Source organism: Microbacterium sp. Kw_RZR3 (genome assembly GCF_029222405.1).
Classification (GTDB): domain Bacteria; phylum Actinomycetota; class Actinomycetes; order Actinomycetales; family Microbacteriaceae; genus Microbacterium.
In genome coordinates this window covers 1-16,222 of sequence record NZ_JARHXC010000288.1, presented here as the reverse complement: position 1 = coordinate 16,222, position 16,222 = coordinate 1, and the positions used below count along the sequence as shown (strand labels likewise).

General features: G+C 69.2%; 14 protein-coding genes. 5 read left to right on the top strand and 9 right to left on the bottom strand.

The annotated features are described in order from the left end of the window. Positions 1–108: 108 nt before the first annotated feature. From P2P98_RS15985 to dut, 4 genes are all read right to left on the bottom strand, one after another. Positions 109–2,949 (bottom strand): aconitate hydratase, encoded by a 2,841-nt coding sequence (locus P2P98_RS15985; protein ID WP_275801197.1) that lies wholly within the window; start codon positions 2,947–2,949, stop codon positions 109–111. Positions 2,950–3,085: 136 nt separating this feature from the next. Continuing rightward, positions 3,086–3,853, bottom strand: a complete 768-nt coding sequence (locus P2P98_RS15980; RefSeq protein ID WP_275801195.1) for a DUF3159 domain-containing protein — start codon at positions 3,851–3,853, stop codon at positions 3,086–3,088. Continuing rightward, positions 3,850–4,479, bottom strand: coding sequence for a DUF3710 domain-containing protein (locus P2P98_RS15975; RefSeq protein WP_275801193.1), 630 nt, complete (start codon positions 4,477–4,479; stop codon positions 3,850–3,852). The genes P2P98_RS15980 and P2P98_RS15975 overlap by 4 nt, the downstream gene beginning before the upstream one ends. After that, on the bottom strand, positions 4,476–4,931 hold the full coding sequence (gene dut, locus P2P98_RS15970) for a dUTP diphosphatase (RefSeq protein ID WP_058614637.1): 456 nt from the start codon (positions 4,929–4,931) through the stop codon (positions 4,476–4,478). The genes P2P98_RS15975 and dut overlap by 4 nt, the downstream gene beginning before the upstream one ends. A gap of 12 nt (positions 4,932–4,943) precedes the next feature. Here dut and P2P98_RS15965 point away from each other — a divergent pair, with 12 nt between their 5' ends. Further along, positions 4,944–5,435 (top strand): DUF3093 domain-containing protein, encoded by a 492-nt coding sequence (locus P2P98_RS15965; RefSeq protein WP_058614638.1) that lies wholly within the window; start codon positions 4,944–4,946, stop codon positions 5,433–5,435. Here the strand turns inward: P2P98_RS15965 and P2P98_RS15960 are convergent. Further along, complete coding sequence (locus P2P98_RS15960) at positions 5,410–5,703, bottom strand: DUF4193 domain-containing protein (protein ID WP_013586557.1); 294 nt, start codon at positions 5,701–5,703, stop codon at positions 5,410–5,412. The genes P2P98_RS15965 and P2P98_RS15960 overlap by 26 nt on opposite strands. Before the next feature lie 221 nt (positions 5,704–5,924). Here P2P98_RS15960 and sepH point away from each other — a divergent pair, with 221 nt between their 5' ends. After that, positions 5,925–6,980 (top strand): septation protein SepH, encoded by a 1,056-nt coding sequence (sepH, locus tag P2P98_RS15955; protein WP_275801189.1) that lies wholly within the window; start codon positions 5,925–5,927, stop codon positions 6,978–6,980. Positions 6,981–6,986: 6 nt separating this feature from the next. On the opposite strand, the gene P2P98_RS15950 is transcribed toward sepH, so the two are convergent. Continuing rightward, entirely contained in the window at positions 6,987–8,114 is a 1,128-nt protein-coding gene (locus P2P98_RS15950; RefSeq protein WP_275801187.1) for a nucleotide pyrophosphatase/phosphodiesterase family protein, read from the bottom strand. Between the two features lie 71 nt (positions 8,115–8,185). Here P2P98_RS15950 and P2P98_RS15945 point away from each other — a divergent pair, with 71 nt between their 5' ends. Then, the gene (locus tag P2P98_RS15945) at positions 8,186–10,639 is read left to right on the top strand and encodes a DNA topoisomerase IV subunit A (RefSeq protein WP_275801185.1); all 2,454 of its coding nucleotides are present in this window, start codon (positions 8,186–8,188) and stop codon (positions 10,637–10,639) included. Between the two features lie 90 nt (positions 10,640–10,729). Here P2P98_RS15945 and P2P98_RS15940 read toward each other — a convergent pair whose 3' ends face one another. Then, positions 10,730–12,802 carry a DNA topoisomerase IV subunit B gene (locus P2P98_RS15940; protein ID WP_275801234.1) on the bottom strand — a complete coding sequence of 691 codons (2,073 nt, stop codon included), beginning with the start codon at positions 12,800–12,802 and terminating at the stop codon, positions 10,730–10,732. 163 nt (positions 12,803–12,965) lie between these two features. On the opposite strand from P2P98_RS15940, the gene P2P98_RS15935 reads away from it, so the two are divergent. After that, positions 12,966–13,184: a hypothetical protein gene (locus P2P98_RS15935; protein WP_058595658.1), complete on the top strand. Its 219-nt coding sequence runs from the start codon at positions 12,966–12,968 to the stop codon at positions 13,182–13,184. Between the two features lie 63 nt (positions 13,185–13,247). Here the strand turns inward: P2P98_RS15935 and P2P98_RS15930 are convergent, their stop codons facing one another. Both P2P98_RS15930 and P2P98_RS15925 read right to left on the bottom strand, forming a co-directional pair. Beyond that, entirely contained in the window at positions 13,248–14,288 is a 1,041-nt protein-coding gene (locus P2P98_RS15930) for an alanine racemase (protein WP_275801182.1), read from the bottom strand. Continuing rightward, on the bottom strand, positions 14,285–14,920 hold the full coding sequence (locus P2P98_RS15925; protein WP_275801180.1) for an alanine racemase C-terminal domain-containing protein: 636 nt from the start codon (positions 14,918–14,920) through the stop codon (positions 14,285–14,287). Before P2P98_RS15925 ends, P2P98_RS15930 begins: the two co-directional genes overlap by 4 nt. Before the next feature lie 45 nt (positions 14,921–14,965). Here P2P98_RS15925 and P2P98_RS15920 point away from each other — a divergent pair, with 45 nt between their 5' ends. Continuing rightward, a complete protein-coding gene (locus P2P98_RS15920) occupies positions 14,966–15,988 on the top strand; it encodes a sugar-transfer associated ATP-grasp domain-containing protein (RefSeq protein WP_275801178.1) in 1,023 nt (340 codons plus the stop codon). The last annotated feature ends 234 nt before the right edge of the window (positions 15,989–16,222 follow it).

Here is a 16,222-nt window from a genome sequence, read left to right as displayed (position 1 = left end):
GGCGGTCGCCGTCGTCGCGGTCCGGTTCGCGGGCGCCGAGCCCGACGGATGCGAAGAGCGCCCACCCCGAAGGTTCGGGGTGGGCGCTCCTGGCCGGCGCGCGGTGGGTCAGACCAGCGAACGCAGCACGTACTGCAGGATGCCGCCGTTGCGGTAGTAGTCGGCCTCACCGGGGGTGTCGATGCGGACCACGGCGTCGAAGGTGACGGTCTGCTTGCCCTCGGGCGAGAACTCGCTCGGCTCGGCGGTGACCTTGACGGTCTTCGGCGTGACGCCCTCGTTGAGCTGCTCGAGGCCCTCGATCGAGACGATCTCGGTGCCGTCGAGGCCCAGCGACTTCCAGCTCTCGCCGGCCGGGAACTGCAGCGGCACGACGCCCATACCGATGAGGTTGGAGCGGTGGATGCGCTCGAAGCTCTCGGTGATGACGGCCTTCACGCCGAGGAGGTTGGTGCCCTTGGCCGCCCAGTCGCGCGACGAACCCGAGCCGTACTCCTTGCCGCCGAAGATCACCAGCGGGGTGCCCTGAGCCTGGTAGTTCTGGCTCGCGTCGTAGATGTACGCCTGAGGGCCGCCCTCCTGCGTGAAGTCGCGGGTGTAGCCACCCTCGATGATCTGGCCGTCGTTGACGGCGGCGACCATCTCGTTCTTCAGGCGGATGTTGGCGAACGTGCCGCGGATCATGACCTCGTGGTTGCCACGGCGCGACCCGTAGGAGTTGAAGTCCTTCTGGGCGACGCCGTGCTCGGTGAGGTACTGCGCGGCGGGGGTGCCCGCCTTGATGTTTCCGGCCGGGCTGATGTGGTCGGTCGTGACCGAGTCCCCGAGGGTCGCCATGACGCGCGCGCCGGTGATGTCGGTGACCGGCGAGGGCTCCATCGACATGCCGTCGAAGTAGGGCGCCTTGCGGACGTAGGTCGAGTCGGCATCCCATTCGAAGACCGGGCCGGTCGGGGTGGGCAGGTTCTTCCAGCGCTCATCGCCCTCGAAGACCGTGGCGTATTGCTGGATGAACTGCTCGCGCGAGATCGACGCGTCGATGATGGTCTGCACCTGGTCGGGAGCGGGCCAGATGTCCTTCAGGAAGACGTCGTTCCCGTTCTGGTCCTTGCCCAGTGCGTCGGTCTCGAAGTCGAAGTTCATCGAGCCGGCGAGAGCGTAGGCGACCACCAGCGGCGGGGAGGCCAGGTAGTTCATCTTCACGTCGGGGCTGATGCGACCCTCGAAGTTGCGGTTACCTGAGAGGACAGCCGTCACGGCGAGGTCGTTCTCGTTGATGGCCTCGGAGACCTCTTCGATGAGCGGTCCCGAGTTGCCGATGCAGATCGTGCAGCCATAGCCGACGGTGTAGAAGTCGAGGCCCTCGAGCGCCTTGTCGAGACCGGACTTCTCGTAGTAGTCGGTGACGACCTTGGAACCCGGGCCGAGCGTCGTCTTGACCCACGGCTTGCGCTTCAGGCCCTTGTCGACGGCGTTCTTGGCGAGCAGGCCCGCCGCGATCATGACCGACGGGTTCGACGTGTTCGTGCACGACGTGATCGCCGCGAGCGTCACGGCGCCGTTGTCGAGCAGGTACGACTGCCCATCGGGGGTGGTGACCTTGACCGGGTTCGACGCGTTCACCGGGTGGCCGGAGGAGATGAGCACATCGCTGCCGGTGACGTCCTCGGTCTCTTCGCCCGGGACGGCGCCCGGGTCGGATGCCGGGAAGGTGCCGTCGACCTCGAGGTCGACGATCGAGTCCGAGACCGAGGCATCCGCGTAGTTCAGGATGTCCTTCTCGAACTGCGACTTGGCCTCGGAGAGCAGGATGCGGTCCTGGGGACGCTTCGGGCCGGCGATCGAGGGGACGACCGTCGAGAGGTCGAGCTCCATGTACTCGCTGAAGACCAGCTCACGGTCGGGGTCGTGCCAGAGCTTCTGCTCCTTGGCGTACGCCTCGACGAGTGCGACGGTCTGCTCGTCGCGACCGGTCAGGCGCAGGTAGTCGAGGGTGACGTCGTCGATCGGGAACATCGCCGCGGTCGAGCCGAACTCGGGGCTCATGTTGCCGATGGTGGCGCGGTTCGCGAGCGGCACGGAGGCCACGCCCTCGCCGTAGAACTCGACGAACTTGCCGACGACGCCGTGCTTGCGGAGCATGTCGGTGATCGTGAGGACGACGTCGGTCGCGGTGACACCGGCGGGGATCTCGCCAGAGAGCTTGAAGCCGACGACGCGCGGGATCAGCATCGACACGGGCTGACCGAGCATGGCCGCCTCGGCCTCGATACCGCCCACGCCCCAGCCGAGCACGCCCAGGCCGTTGACCATCGTGGTGTGGGAGTCGGTGCCGACGCAGGTGTCGGGGTACGCGCGGAGCACGCCGTCGACGGTGCGGTCGTAGATGACCTTGGCCAGGTGCTCGATGTTGACCTGATGCACGATGCCGGTGCCCGGGGGGACGACCTTGAAGTCGTCGAACGCCGTCTGGCCCCAGCGGAGGAACTGGTACCGCTCGCCGTTGCGCTCGTACTCGATCTCGACGTTGCGCTCGAGGGCGTTCTCGCTGCCGAACAGGTCGGCGATGACCGAGTGGTCGATGACCATCTCGGCGGGCGAGAGCGGGTTGATCTTGTTGGGGTCGCCGCCGAGGGCGGTGACGGCCTCGCGCATGGTGGCCAAGTCGACGATGCAGGGCACCCCGGTGAAGTCCTGCATGACCACGCGGGCGGGCGTGAACTGGATCTCGGTGTCGGGGTCGGCCGTGGGCACCCACGAACCGAGCGCCTCGATCTGCTCCTTGGTGACGTTGGCGCCATCCTCGGTGCGGAGAAGGTTCTCGAGCAGCACCTTGAGGCTGAACGGGAGCTTCTCGTGACCGGCGACCGTGTCGATGCGGAAGATCTCGTAGTCGGTGCTGCCGACCGTCAGGGTGCTCTTGGCACCGAAGCTGTCAACCGTGGACACGATCGTCTCCTTCGTCGGCGAATGCGCAGGCGTCAGCCCGCGAATCCCATCTTCCCCGCGCCGCCCGATCGCTGCCAGGAAGGCCGACCTAACCGCGCTGAAGACGGGTATTTATCTTGATATCAAGATAAATGTATCAGTCTTCGCGCGCAACGGAGCGAGCAGGCCCCAGGGCGCGGACCGTGAGCCAGGTCACGGCGAGCATCGGCGCGAACAGCGGCAGGCCCATCACGATCTTCAGCGTGCCGAGCGCCACGACGTCGCCGGCGAAGTACAGCGGCAGCTGCACGATGAGGCGCGCCGCGAACAGGGCGGCCCAGGCGATCGACAGCCACACGTAGGTCCGGCGTTTGCGACGGTCGGCGCGCCAGCTGGTGCCCTCCCCCGTCAGGTAGCCCGCCGCCAGACCGATGAGCGGCCAGCCCACCAGGGCGGAGACCAGGAACGCGGTGCCGTACGCGCCGTTCGTGAAGAACCCGAACACGAAGTTGTCCTGGCCCCGGCCCGTGACGAGCGCGAGGACGGCCGCCGCCACGGTCGCGAGTAGGCCGCCGATGGCGGCGCTCGGCGGCGACTTCGCGATCAGTCGCGCGATTGTGAAGACCAGGGCGATGCCCACCGACACGCCGAGGCTGAGCCACAGGTTCCCCTGGCGCGTCGTCGGATCGATGGTGACCGTGAAGAGCACGACGAACGCCAGCGATGGCAGGACCGATTCCAGGATGCCGCGCCACCCGCCCATCGCGGACCACACGGCCGAGCCGGTCGACGCGTGAGCAGACGGATCCAGGCCCGCGCGTCGAGCGGCGTTGCCGAGCGCGGCGCTCAGGCTGTCGGCCGCGGCGGGCGGTTCGAGGGGAACGTTCTCGCCCTCGCGCGTCGGGCGTACGGCGTCGTCGCTCATGCCGTGCCGGGGGTCGCCGGCATCCGGAGGGGGATCAGGTCGCGCGGGGGCATGGGCGAACCGCCCCGCACCACGACGATCGATCGGTAGAGATCTTCGACGGCCGCCGCGGCTTCGACGTCGATCGTGGCCGCTCCCCCGATGACGCCGCGCAGGAACCACCGCGGACCGTCGACGCCGACGAAGCGCGCGAGGCGCTTGCCCGCGCCTTCGGCGCCACCCATGACCGGGACCTCGGCGAGCAGTTCGGGACCCAGAGGGCCCTCGCGCTCCTCGACGCGACCGCCCTGCTGCTTGACCTGCTGACGGATCTGTTCGCGCGTCTCGCCCCACAGCCCGCTCGTGCGGGGGGCGGCGAACGGCTGCACCTGCAGGGTGGAGTCGGCGTAATCGAGGCCGACGGCCACGATCCGCTTCGTCTGCTCCTCGACCTCGAGCCGGAGGTTCAGGCCTTCGCGCGGAAGGATCTTGATGCCGCCGAGATCGATGTACGGGCGAACCGGGTTCGCCTCCGCCTCGTCGAACGGCCCGCTGCTTTCGCGATCAGCGGGAGCGCTTTTCGCGGAGATCGCCACCTCGAGGGCGGCGTCGTCGGTTTCGGAGGTGGGCTGAGCGTCGTCGGTCATCGGGTGCTCCCTTGAAGGTTCTGGTATCCGCTCGATCCGAATCCGCCCTCGCCGCGCACACTGTCGGGCAGGTCGTCGACGGGGACGAAGCGCACGGGCGGGACGGGCATCACGATGAGCTGGGCGATGCGGTCGCCCACGGAGATGTCGTAGGCCTCGTCGAGGTCTGTGTTGAGGAGGGCGACCTTGATCTCGCCGCGATAGCCCGCATCGATCGTCCCCGGAGAGTTGACGATCGTGATGCCGTGCTTGGCGGCCAGTCCGCTGCGCGGGACGACGAACGCCGCGTAACCCTCGGGCAGCGCTATGCGGACCCCGGTGGACACGAGCGCGCGTCGACCGGGTTCGAGACGCACGGCCTCCGCGGAGGTCAGGTCGGCTCCGGCGTCGCCCGGGTGGGCGAAGACCGGAGGCTCGGATGCGACAATGAGGACATCCACCGTTTCGGTCACCCCACGAGGGTAATGCAGAAGAGGGGGTGCGGCATCCGCACCGGAGTCGAGTACCGAGAGCGCCTCAGCCCGTCGCTGTGGGCGCTGGTCGCCGCCGCGGTCTGCGGCCCCATGGCCGCCGTCGTCTTCTCGCCTCTGAACACGACCCTCGCCCTGTTCATCGGGCTGGTCGTGTCGGTCGCGATCGTGGTCGGCCTCCTGGCGATCTCCCCTGTCGTGGAGATCCGTGAGGGAGAGCTGCACGCCGGCCGCGCGCACATTCCTGTCGAGATGCTCGGCGAGCCGTTCGGCGTCGAGGGCGATGCCGCTCGCACGGCCCGAGGGAGTGGTCTCGACCATCGGGCGTGGCATGTGATCCGGGGCGGCATCGACGGGGTCGTCACGGTTCCCGTGACCGACCCCGAGGATCCGACTCCTTCGTGGGTGGTATCCACCCGAACGCCGGATCGCCTCGTTGCGGCGATCCAGCGTGCTCAGCTCAGGCTGCGCACTCCGCGCAGATGAAGCCGTTGCCGCTCTCGTGGTCGATCTGCGAGCGGTGCTTGACGAGGAAGCAGTTCATGCACGTGAACTCGTCTTCCTGCGGCGGGAGGACGACGACGTCGAGTTCGATGTCGGACAGATCGGCCCCGGGCAGTTCGAAGCCCGAGGGGTTGTCGGCATCCTCGTTGTCGATCGATCCCGACGTCTTGTCAGGCACGCGCTCCTTGAGGGCCTCGATCGACTCGCTGTCGTCCTCGGTCTTGCGCGGTGCGTCGTAATCGGTGGCCATGCGTGCTGGTCTCTACTTCCGGTGATTGTGGTGCTGTGCGCCGTCGGGTACCCGATCGGGCGGCCATAGTTTGCATGACCCGACCTCGATAAGCAAATGCTCGCGAGGCGGGTTGCGTTTCGGGCGAGGCCTGAAACTCGCGGCGCGCCCGCGATATTCCCGGAACCGGGGAACGGCCGTGTCAGCATGGGCGTCGACCGCAGATCGGAGGGGTGTTTCGCATGGAGCAGCTCAAAGTCATCGGAACCGAAGATGACGTCCTCGTCGTCGCGACCGAATCGGGTGAACGATTCGCTCTCGCCCTCGACGAGGTGATGCGCGTGCAAGCGCGTCGGGCCCGTCGCGACCGTGAAGACGACGACCGTGGACCCCGCCCCAGCCCGCGCGAGATCCAGGCGCACATCCGCTCCGGCCTCACCGCCCGCGAGGTCGCGACCCTGCTGAACGCCCGCGTCGAGGACGTGGAGCGATTCGAGGGTCCGGTGCTGGCCGAGCGCGAGCACGTCGTGGCTCAGGCATTGGCCGTGCCCGTGCTTCTCGGGGGCGCTCTCGAACACGACTCCCCCATCACCTTCGGCACCGCCGTCCGCGCGAAGCTCGGTGAGGCCGGCGCGTCCGCGGAACGCTGGACCAGCTGGAAGGAATCGTCGGGCTGGATGGTCAAGCTCGAGTTCACGGCGAACGGCATCGACCACGATGCCCGCTGGAGCTTCGACCCCCGCCGCAGCACGCTCTCGCCCCAGAACGCCGACGCGATCCAGCTCTCGCGGCAGGGGTCGCTTCCCGAGGGACTCATCCCGCGGCTGCGCGCCCTGGACAGCCCTCTCCCGAAGGACGAGTCGCGCTTCGACAGCGGTTCCTTCGGCCCGCGGAAGATCGACATCGAGGACGAGCCGGGCGTCGAGGCCACCGGACCCGTGGCGGCAGCCGTGCAGGCAGCCGCGATCAAGCGGGCACCCGACGTGCCAGTCACCTCGTCGGAGACCGCCGACCTTCTCGAGGCCCTTCGCCGTCGGCGCGGTCAGCGGGAGCCGCTGCCCGGAACCACCGCGCCCGAGGCGCCGGCCACCCGCCCGGTCGGAGCACCGGTCGCACTCTTCGACGCCGTCGAACCCGGCTACAGCGACCCGGCCGTCGAGTCGGCGCCCGAGCCCGACAACGCCTCTTCGTCCGGCCCCTCGGCGTCGGGCAACGACGCGGGTCGCCGCGCCAAGGGTCGTCCGTCGATGCCCTCGTGGGACGAGATCGTGTTCGGGGCGCGGTCGGACGAGAGCTGAGCGGGCTCAGGCGAACGCGCCGAGGCGCAGGAGGGGGACCGTCCGCTCCTCGTCGGTGAGAGATCCGTGCTGTCCGACCATGCTCTGCGGGCGTTTGTCGTTCTCGCGGTCGTCGTAGTAGGCGTAGCGCCCTCGCGCGGCGACGACGACGTCGCCGATCCGCTCGCGGACGTCATCCGCCACGGCGCCGAAAAGGCCCGCCGCGATCGCCTCGTCACGGGTGAGCACCCAGGCCCGCGCGTGCTCGCGCTCTCGCCACGCCGTGGCCACGGCATCCTCTCGCCCGGGCTCCGCGTAGAGGTGCAACATGCGCGGTTCGCCGCCGAGGAGGGCGACCCCGTCGACCAGCGGGTCGCCGTCGCCGAGGAGGACGTGTCGACGGGCGGGGACGTCGACCATTCCGTGATCGGCGGTGATCAGGATGCCGGTGCTCGCGTCGGCGGCGGACGCGAGCAACTGGGCCGCGGCGTCGACGCGCTCGAGCGCCGTGATCCAGCGATCGGACTCGGTACCGTCGCGGTGTCCGGCGGTGTCGAGCTCCGGCGCATAGAGATAGACCAGCGCGCCGGGGTGGCGCGCCGCCAGATCCGCCGCCGTCGCGGCACGCTCGGCGAGATCGTTCGACGCGACGAACTCGGCTCCGCGAAGGGTGGCCGCGGTGAACCCCGTACCCGTGTACTCCGGTCGGGACACGACGAAGCAGGGCCGACCGCTCGCGACCTCGCGTTCGAACAGCGGCTCGCTACGCTGCCAGGCTCTCGGGTCGAGACCGTCGGTCTCCCAGCCGTGCAGTTGGTTCGGTGCCACGTCGGTGCCGGGAATGCGGACGCGATACCCGACGATCCCATGCGTGCCCGGGTCCGTGCCGGTGAGCAGGCTCGTCAGGGCCGCCGCCGTCGTGGAGGGGAAGACCGTGCGCGCGACGTCGCGGCGACCCCCGGTCGAACCGAGGAATCGCGCGTGCCCTCGCCGGGCGGCGAGGTTGTGGGCGCCGAGACCGTCGACGACGAAGACGACCGCGCTGCGCGCGGGGGCAAACCAGTCCGAGCGTCCCTCGAGGGCGGCGAGCGACTGCTCCACCACACCGGTGAGGCTCCGGGAACGCGGCGGGTCCGCCGGTAGGCTGAGTGACATCGGAGCAAGTCTTCCACACAGCTCCCGATCCCCGTCCTGACGTGACGCCCGCCCGACCCGAGGCCGCATCCATGCCCGATTCCCGTTCTTCCTCCCCCGTGTCCGAGCGCATCGAGAATGTCGATGTCTCCGCCGAGATGCAGGGGTCGTTCCTCGAGTACGCCTACTCGGTGATCTACTCGCGCGCTCTTCCCGATGCCCGCGACGGTCTGAAGCCGGTGCAGCGTCGCATCCTCTACCAGATGGCCGAGATGGGCCTGCGGCCCGACCGGGGGCACGTCAAGAGCGCCCGTGTCGTCGGCGAGGTGATGGGAAAGCTTCACCCGCACGGCGACGCCCCCATCTACGACGCGCTCGTGCGTCTCGCGCAGCACTTCTCGCTCCGGGTGCCGCTCGTCGACGGCCACGGCAACTTCGGCTCGCTCGACGACGGTCCTGCCGCGCCGCGGTACACGGAGGCGCGACTGGCCGCACCGGCTCTGGCCCTCACTGAGAATCTCGACGAAGACGTCGTGGACTTCATCCCGAACTACGACGGACAGTTCCAGCAGCCCGAGGTGCTCCCGGCCGCTTTCCCGAACCTCCTCGTCAACGGGGCGACCGGCATCGCGGTCGGCATGGCCACGAACATGGCGCCGCACAACCTGATCGAGGTGGTGGGCGCGGCGACGCACCTGCTGCAGAATCCGGATGCCACGGTCGAGGAGCTCATGGAGTTCGTCCCGGGCCCCGACCTCCCCTCGGGCGGCATCATCGTCGGTCTCGACGGCATCAAGGACGCGTACACGAACGGACGCGGAACGTTCCGCACCCGCGCGAAGGCGTCCATCGAGTCGCTGGGTCCCCGCCGGACCGGCATCGTCATCACCGAGCTCCCCTACCTCGTCGGCCCCGAGCGGGTCATCGAGAAGATCAAGGACGCCGTCCAGGCCAAGAAGCTCACGGGCATCGCCGACGTCACCGACCTCACGGACCGCAACAACGGTCTTCGCCTGGTCATCGGCATCAAGACGGGCTTCGACCCCAAGGCCGTCCTCGAGCAGCTCTACCGCCTCACGCCCCTCGAGGACTCGTTCGGCATCAACAACGTCGCCCTCGTCGACGGGCAGCCGCAGACCCTCGGCCTGCGCGAGATGCTGCGGGTCTACATCGACCACCGCATCCGCGTCGTCACGCGCCGCAGCGAGTACCGGCTCGCCCGTAAGCGTGAGCGTCTCCACCTCGTCGAGGGCCTGCTCATCGCGATCCTCGACATCGACGAGGTCATCCAGGTCATCCGTTCCTCCGACGACGGCGAGCAGGCCCGAACCAAGCTGCAAGAGGTCTTCGACCTCTCTCACCCGCAGGCCGAGTACATCCTCGAGCTGCGCCTGCGCCGTCTCACGAAGTTCTCGCGGATCGAACTGGAGGCCGAGCGCGATCAGTTGAACGCCGAGATCGCCCAGTTGGTCGAGCTGCTCGGCAGCGAGACGCTGCTCCGTCAGCAGGTCGCGAAAGAGCTCGACGCGGCCGCCGAGGCCTACGGAACCCCGCGTCGCACGCTGCTTCTGAACGGCGGACCGGTGCAGCCGCGTTCGGCGAAAGCCGCAGCCGCCGCCGATCTGCAGATCGCCGACGCGCCGTGCCGGGTCTTCCTGTCGGCCACCGGCCGGATGGTCCGCGCCGAACTCATCGCCGATGCTCCCGCGGGGGGCGTGGTCCCCCCCGCCCGCCGTTCGAAGCACGACGCCATCCGCTCCGCTGTCGACACGACGACGCGGGGCGACATCGGCGCCGTGACCTCCACCGGCCGCCTCGTGCGCTTCTCCCCCGTCGACCTCCCCTCCGTGCCCGCCAACTCGGTGCAGCTGGCGGCCGGTACCAAGGTCGAGCAGTACCTCACGCTGGCGAAGGGCGAGAGCGTCATCGCGCTCGTGCCGCTCACCGACGGACCGACCATCGCGCTGGGAACCGAGCAGGGCGTCGTCAAGCGCGTCGCGGCCAGCGAGCTCAGCACCAAGCCCGAGATCGAGATCATCGCTCTCCGTGACGGAGACCGCGTCGTGGGCGCCGCTCCGGCGGGCGACAACGCCGAGCTCGTCTTCGTCGCGAGCGACGCGCAGCTCTTGCGTTTCGACGCGTCCTCGGTGCGTCCGCAGGGTCGCTCCGCGAGTGGCATGGCGGGGATCCGCCTCTCCGACGGCGCTCGCGTCATCGCGTTCTCGGTCGTCGGAGCCGCGGCTTTCGACGCCGTGGTCGTCACCGTCGCGGGCTCCAGTGCCGCGCTTCCCGGAACCGACGCGGGCAGCGCGAAGGTCTCGGCGTTCACCGAGTACCCCGCCAAGGGACGCGCCACGGGTGGGGTGCGCGCGCAGCGGCTTCTGCGCGGGGAGGACGCCCTCGTGCTCGCCTGGGTCGGAACAGACCCGCGCGCGGTCGGCTCCGACGGCTCCGTGCGCACGCTGCCCGACAGCGGTGCGAAGCGCGACGCCTCGGGTCAGCATCTCGAGGCGGTCATCGGCGCGATCGGGACTTCGGTCCGCTGACGTCTCGCTGCTCACACCGGTGCGGGCCGTGAAAGCGGTTCGATCGGTCGTGCGGATCCGGCCGACGGCACCCGCCAGCGCGTCTCGGTATCAGACGTCGATGCGCTCGCGTGCCAGCCGGTCGCTCGAGTCGATGATGAACTCCCGGCGCGGAGCGACGTCGCTGCCCATGAGCAGGTCGAACACCTCGGCGGCCTGCTCGATGTGCTCGACCTGGACACGGCGCAGCATGCGACCCGCCCGGTCCATCGTGGTGGTCGCGAGCTGGTCGGCATCCATCTCTCCGAGGCCCTTGTACCGCTGGACGGGCTCCTGCCACCGCTTGTTGCTGCGCCGAAGCTTCGTGAGGAGGCCGTGCAGCTCCTGCTCGCTGTACGTGTAGATCGTCTCGTTGGGCTTGGTGCCGGGGTTCATCACCACGACGCGATGCAGGGGCGGCACGGCGGCATACACGCGCCCTTCTTCGACGAGCGGGCGCATGTAGCGGAAGAACAGTGTCAGCAGCAGTGTGCGGATGTGGGCGCCGTCGACGTCGGCGTCGCTCATCAGGATGATCTTGCCGTAGCGGGCCGCGCTGAGATCGAACGAGCGACCGGATCCGGCCCCGATGACCTGGATGATCGAGGCGCACTCGGCATTCGACAGCATGTCGCTGATCGACGCCTTCTGCGTGTTGAGGATCTTTCCGCGGATGGGCAGCAGAGCCTGGTACTCGCTGTTGCGCGCGAGCTTCGCCGTGCCGAGCGCGGAGTCGCCCTCGACGATGAACAGCTCCGAGTCGTTGACGTCGTTCGACCGGCAGTCGACGAGCTTCGCCGGCAGCGACGACGACTCGAGGGCGTTCTTGCGTCGCTGGGTTTCTTTGTGCGTGCGCGCAGAGATGCGCGCCTTCATCTCGGAAACGATCTTCTCGAGCAACTGCGCCGTCTGCGCCTTGTCGTCGCGCTTGGCCGACGCGAAGCGAGCCGCGAGCTCTTTCTGGACCACGGATGCCACGATCTGCCGCACCGCGGGAGTGCCCAGCACCTCTTTGGTCTGGCCCTCGAACTGCGGCTCGGGGAGGCGGACGGTCAGCACCGCCGTGAGACCGGCGAGAAGGTCGTCCTTCTCGATCTTGTCGTTGCCCACCTTGAGCTTGCGCGCGTTCTGCTCGACCTGCGCGCGCAGCACCTTCATGAGGCCCTGCTCGAAACCCTGCTGGTGCGTCCCGCCCTTGGGCGTGGCGATGATGTTGACGAACGACCGGGTCGTCGTGTCGTAGCCGGTGCCCCACCGAACCGCGATGTCGACCTCGCACTCGCGCTGCACCTCGGTCGGGATCATCGACCCGCCGGGCTGGAGCACGGGAACCGTCTCGGTGAACGTGCCGGTGCCCGTGAGGCGCCAGGTGTCGGTCACGGCCGCGTCGGGGGCGAGGAAGTCCGCGAACTCCGAGATCCCGCCGTCGAAGCGGTAGCTCGTCTCGACCTTCTCGTCACCGCGTTCGTCGAGCACGACGATCTCGAGTCCCGGCACGAGGAACGCCGTCTGGCGCACGCGCTGGACGAGTTCGTCGAGGCCGAACGTCGCGTCCTTGGTGAAGATCTGTCGGTCGGCCCAGTAACGGATGCGCGTACCGGTGACACCGCGGGGGGCTTTGCCGACGACGCGCAGCTCACTGCTGCGCTCGAACGGCGTGAAGGCAGAGTCGGGCGTGTCGCCGGCGAAGAGACCGGGCTCGCCACGGTGGAACGACATGGCGTAGGTCTTGCCGCCGCGGTCGACCTCGACGTCGAGGCGCTCCGACAGAGCATTCACGACGGACGCGCCGACACCGTGCAGACCGCCGGACGCCGCGTACGAACCGCCACCGAACTTGCCACCGGCATGGAGCTTGGTGAAGACGACCTCGACGCCGGTGAGCCCGGTCCGCGGCTCGACGTCGACCGGGATGCCGCGGGCGCGGTCGCGCACTTCGACGCTGCCGTCGGCGTGGAGGACGATGTCGATGCGGCTGCCGTGACCGGCGAGCGCTTCATCGACCGAGTTGTCGATGATCTCCCACAGGCAGTGCATCAGACCGCGCGAATCGGTGGAGCCGATGTACATGCCCGGGCGCTTGCGGACGGCTTCGAGGCCCTCGAGGACCTGGAGATGATGGGCGGAGTACTCGGACGTCACGATTTCCCAGCGTAATCGGGGCCGCCGACATCCCCTGCCAGACACACAGCACGGTCGGGTCACCGTACGCGCACAGCGAAATGTGATCAAGCCGCGGCATAGGGGAAACATCCGCGTGGTTGTATATGGAGACTCGCCCAACGACCACTTGAGGAGGGCACCCGAGATGACCACCACGACCGCACCCGAAGCGTCCGTTCTCGACCACCGCCTGACGGCGGCGGATCGCTGTGACTCCTGCGGCGCGCAGGCGTACATCGCTGCCGAGGTCAACGGCAGCGAGCTGCTGTTCTGCGCGCACCACGGCCGCAAGTACGAAGAGAAGCTGCGCAGCGTCGCCACCTCGTGGCACGACGAGACCGCGCGTCTCCACGCCGCCGACTGAGACTCCCCCAGAACGGGCCCCGGTTTCGCTCCGACAGGAGCGGACGGGGCCTTTTCTGTGCCGTCAGTCCACCTGCCCCGCGTAGACGCGAGGGACGACGGGCGAAACGCGGAGCGCGATCTCCTCGCCGATCGTGTCGATCAGCTCCGCGAGGTCGGTCGCGCTCGCCAGTGCGTCGCGGCCGAAGACGGGGACCGTCTCGCCGACGACCGCGTCCCACGGCGCGACGGTGAGGGAGGTGAGACCGATCGCCTCGACCCGGCGAGGACCGGCGGTCGTCGCGACGTCGAAGCGGCCCGACAGGGCGCTCGGCAGACCGTGCAGGCTCCCGACATCGAGGCGCACGTGCTCCGGATCCACCGCGGTGACGGTCGCGACGAGCGTGGAGATCGGCTCGATCCCGAGCTCGGTCTCCCCCGGCCCGCCCGCCGGTCGGATGCCGTACGAGAACGCGCCGACGCGCACCAGGTCTTCGCGGAACTCGCCACGGGCGAAGCCCGCCGCACTGGCGGCCAGGTGCGAGAAGCGAGGCTCCAAGCCGGCGGTGCGGGCCGCCTCCCGCGCGGAGAGGAACAGCGCGCGGGCATCGTCGTCATCGGCATCCGAGGCTTCGGAGATATGCGACCAGATGCCCTCGAACCGGGCTCGCTCCGCGGCCACGAGGGCGGACGTCTGGACGAGAGCCGCGCCCCACGCCTCCGGACGGATGCCGTTGCGGTGGAGCCCCGTGTCGATCTTGAGGTGCACGCGGGCGACGCCTCGGGTGTCGAGAGCGGCCAGGTCGTCGAGGAGCGCCTGGTCTCCGATACCCAGGTCGAGGTCGGCCGCGATCCCCGCGGCCAGGTCATCGGCCCCGCCGATGAGCCACACGAAGATGCGCGCATCCGGTCCCGTCGCCGCCCGGACCGCCGCGCCGGTGATGACGTCGAAGGCTCCGAACCAGCGCACGCCCTCGTTCCAGGCGCGACGGACGAGCACGTCGAGCCCGTGCGCGTACGCGTCGTCCTTCACGACGAACATGTGCTGCGCCGGGGCCACCGCCTCGCGCACGCGACGCAGGTTTCGGGTGAAGGCGTCGAGGTCGACGCGGTACTCGGCGCTCACGCGGCGACTCGCCGTTCGGCGCGGACACCCACGGCGGCGACGATCTCGGCCGCGGTCCAGCCCGTGGCATCCGTCCATTCCTCGAGGGAAGGCTGGCCGATCGCGGGGTCGCCGAAGAACACGACCTCCGCTCCGCGAGCGATCGTCGTCTCGCCGATGTCGACGACCGAGACGTCCATGGCCACGCGACCGACGATGCGGTGCCGCCGTCCGTCGATCGACACGGTCACGGCGTTGCCGAGAGAGCGAACGACTCCCTGCGCGTATCCCCCGGTGACCAACGCGACCGTCGTGTCTCGCGGGGCGCGGTGCGTATACCCGTACGACACGCCCTCGCCGCGGAGGAGGGGCTTCGTGCCCAGCGCCCGGCCGCGGAGCGACATCACGGGCCGCGCGTGCGTTCCGGGCAGGCCGAACAGGGTCGGGGCGTCGAGGGCCGTGGCATCCATCCCTTGTCCGGCGAGAACGGATGCCACCCACTCGGCACCGTGACCCCACGCGTCGGCGGCGAGAACGTCGTCGTCGCCACCCACGGCCAGGGGTGCGTTGTGGCGCAACGCAGCCTCGGAGACCCACGCGATCGGAGCGACTCCCCCGGCGGCGGACGCGCGAGCAGGGAGCGTGGAGGTCACACATCTAGACTAACGGGGTCCGTGATCCCCGACCCCGGAGCGTGCATGCCTAAGCAGGGCTTCTCCCCCGTCACCCGTCTGCGCTACCTCGCCGGACGCGCCCGCCGTATCGACGTCGGGTCGGTGGTCGAGCGAGCGAAGGAAGCGTCCGAGCAGCACGGCAAGTCCCTGCCGCTGGTGGTCGCCGACATGCTCTACCAGGCGGGAGTGAAGAACGTCGGGTTCCAGGACTACATCGACTACGACTTCGCGATCCTCACCCCCGCGGAACGCGCGACGTACATGACGCACCCGGTGTCGAATCAGATCTCGCAGAAGTACGACCACCCGGACTACCGCGGGATCTTCCAGGACAAGGTGGAGTTCGACCGCCGGTTCAGCGATTTCCTGCGCCGTGAGTGGATGGTCGTGGATGCCGACAACGCCGACGACCTGCGCGCCTTCACCGAGCGCCTGGGCACCATCGTGACGAAGGAGCCGGTCGGTCAGGCCGGCACCGGCGTGCACCGGTACCACGCGGCCGAGGTCGAGGACTGGGACGCGTTCCACCGCGGTCTGCTGGAGCGCGGCGAGATCCTGGTCGAAGAGGTCATCCGCCAGCACGACGACCTCGCGGCCGTCTGCCCCGGCACCGTCAACACCACCCGCGTCACGGCGTTCTTCGACGGGTCGACCACGCACATCCTGGCGATGGCGCAGAAGTTCGGCCGCGGCGCGGTCAGCGACCAGATGACCTTCGGCGGCTTCTACACGATGCTCGACGAGAACGGCCACGCCCTCGGGGCCGGCTACGACTCGCACGGGCACGTGCACGAGCTGCACCCCGACTCGGGCGTGCGCATCGCCGACTTCCAGCTGCCGATGATCGACGAGGTCAGGGCATTCGTCGACCAGGTCGCCCGCGTCGTGCCGCAGGTGCAGTACGTCGGGTGGGACATCGTCGTCGGCCCCGACGGGCCCGTGCTCGTCGAGGGCAACTGGGGTGCGGGCGTGTACGAGAACAAGCCGAGCGTCACCGGTATCCGCACGGGTCACAAGCCGCGTTATCGGGCCGCGATCGGTTTCTGACACCGGATGCCGCGGGGCCCGCTCCCGCGACGGGGGTGGGCCTCGCGGGGCCGTTGCCGCACAACTGCGGCAAGTCGCCGCGCGCGTGACTACCTCGAGCCCCCGCTCATTTGCCGCAGAAGGGCGCCCATGGTGGCCGTTGCCGCATATGTGCGGCAAGTCACCGGGCGCGTGACTACATCGAGCCGCTCGTTCGCCGCAGATGGGCGGTCGGAGGGGTCGTTGCCGCACAAC

Bases quoted from the DNA above. Each gene is read 5' to 3' on its own strand.
- P2P98_RS15960 (WP_013586557.1), bottom strand. From the start codon at position 5,703: ATGGCCACCGATTACGACGCACCGCGCAAGACCGAGGACGACAGCGAG.
- P2P98_RS15950 (WP_275801187.1), bottom strand. From the start codon at position 8,114: ATGTCACTCAGCCTACCGGCGGACCCGCCGCGTTCCCGGAGCCTCACC.
- P2P98_RS15935 (WP_058595658.1), top strand. From the start codon at position 12,966: ATGACCACCACGACCGCACCCGAAGCGTCCGTTCTCGACCACCGCCTG.
- P2P98_RS15975 (WP_275801193.1), bottom strand. From the start codon at position 4,479: ATGACCGACGACGCTCAGCCCACCTCCGAAACCGACGACGCCGCCCTC.
- sepH (WP_275801189.1), top strand. From the start codon at position 5,925: ATGGAGCAGCTCAAAGTCATCGGAACCGAAGATGACGTCCTCGTCGTC.
- P2P98_RS15945 (WP_275801185.1), top strand. From the start codon at position 8,186: ATGCCCGATTCCCGTTCTTCCTCCCCCGTGTCCGAGCGCATCGAGAAT.
- P2P98_RS15965 (WP_058614638.1), top strand. From the start codon at position 4,944: ATGCAGAAGAGGGGGTGCGGCATCCGCACCGGAGTCGAGTACCGAGAG.
- P2P98_RS15920 (WP_275801178.1), top strand. From the start codon at position 14,966: ATGCCTAAGCAGGGCTTCTCCCCCGTCACCCGTCTGCGCTACCTCGCC.
- P2P98_RS15980 (WP_275801195.1), bottom strand. From the start codon at position 3,853: ATGAGCGACGACGCCGTACGCCCGACGCGCGAGGGCGAGAACGTTCCC.